The sequence below is a fragment of the Actinomyces massiliensis 4401292 genome, assembly GCF_000269805.1.
Taxonomy (GTDB): Bacteria; Actinomycetota; Actinomycetes; order Actinomycetales; family Actinomycetaceae; genus Actinomyces; species Actinomyces massiliensis.
Window position 1 is genome coordinate 1 of sequence record NZ_AKIO01000031.1, and the last position, 975, is coordinate 975.

A 975-nucleotide genomic window follows, 5' to 3' on the forward strand; every position below is an offset into this window, starting at 1 on the left:
GAGGTTTTCTCACCAGATGCCTTTGTGGAGGGTGAGGATGACCAGGGCTGCGGCGGCGATCGTGGTGATGGCTCTGGGATCGAGGGTGACGTGCGTGAGGGCCTTGAAGTGCTTGATCAGGGCGTTGGCCCTCTCGGCGGGAGCCCTCATTGAGCTGATCAGCTCGTTGCGCCATCTGGTGTCGGGGTCGGGGTGCGGGTTCTTGGCAGGGACTTTGATGCCGATGCCCGCTCCGGTGTAGCCCTTGTCCGCCAGCGTGGGCAGCCCCAGCGAAGCCGCCCGGTACAGCGCCGGCAGGGCGTGGGTGCGCGCGGCGGTGATGTCATGGGTCGAGCCGGGCTCCACCGGAGCGGTCCACACCGGAAAACCAGTGTGATCGGTCAGGACCTGCACGTTGCCGCCAAAGGCCCTGTGCTTACCGGAGTACCACAAGTGGTTGCTGGCCTGGGTGCGAGCGGCGACCCGGTCAGTGCGGACCAGGGTCCCGTCCAGGCAGACGAACGGCTCGCCGTCCCGGCGGAGCCTGTCCAGGACGTCGGTGATCTCGGGGGATCGTTGGGCGACCACCTCCAAGGCCTCGTGCAGGTAGCGGTAGCCGGTGGCCTGCGAGACCCCGGCGTCGCGGGCCAGGGTCCGCACATCGGTGCCGTCCTTGAGCCACCGCAGCACCAGAACGGCCTGGCCCCAGGTCGTGCAGGCCCGCTGATGCGGGCGGATGTCGTAGGCGCGACGGTGAGCGGTCAACCAGCCGCTGATGGTGCGCACAGTGGCGATGGGAACGTCGAGAGTGGCACGATAGGACAGCACGCGGAGCCTTTCTTGCGGGCAGGTTTTCTTGGTCGAAAACAACTCTGCCGCACGGCTCCGCGTGCCCCTGCTCCGACACACCCCACCCCACCCCGGCCCGACCTGCCCTTCCCCGCCATCACAACACTCACGGCACGAGCACCATCACCCCCGATGAGAAAACCTCAT

Annotated in this window: 1 protein-coding gene; it reads right to left on the reverse strand. The window is 67.3% G+C overall.

What is annotated here, in order from left to right; translation table 11 throughout:
- Positions 1–9: 9 nt before the first annotated feature.
- Positions 10–807: a transposase family protein gene (locus W5W_RS14320; protein ID WP_017193826.1), complete on the reverse strand. Its 798-nt coding sequence runs from the start codon at positions 805–807 to the stop codon at positions 10–12.
- Positions 808–975: the final 168 nt, after the last annotated feature.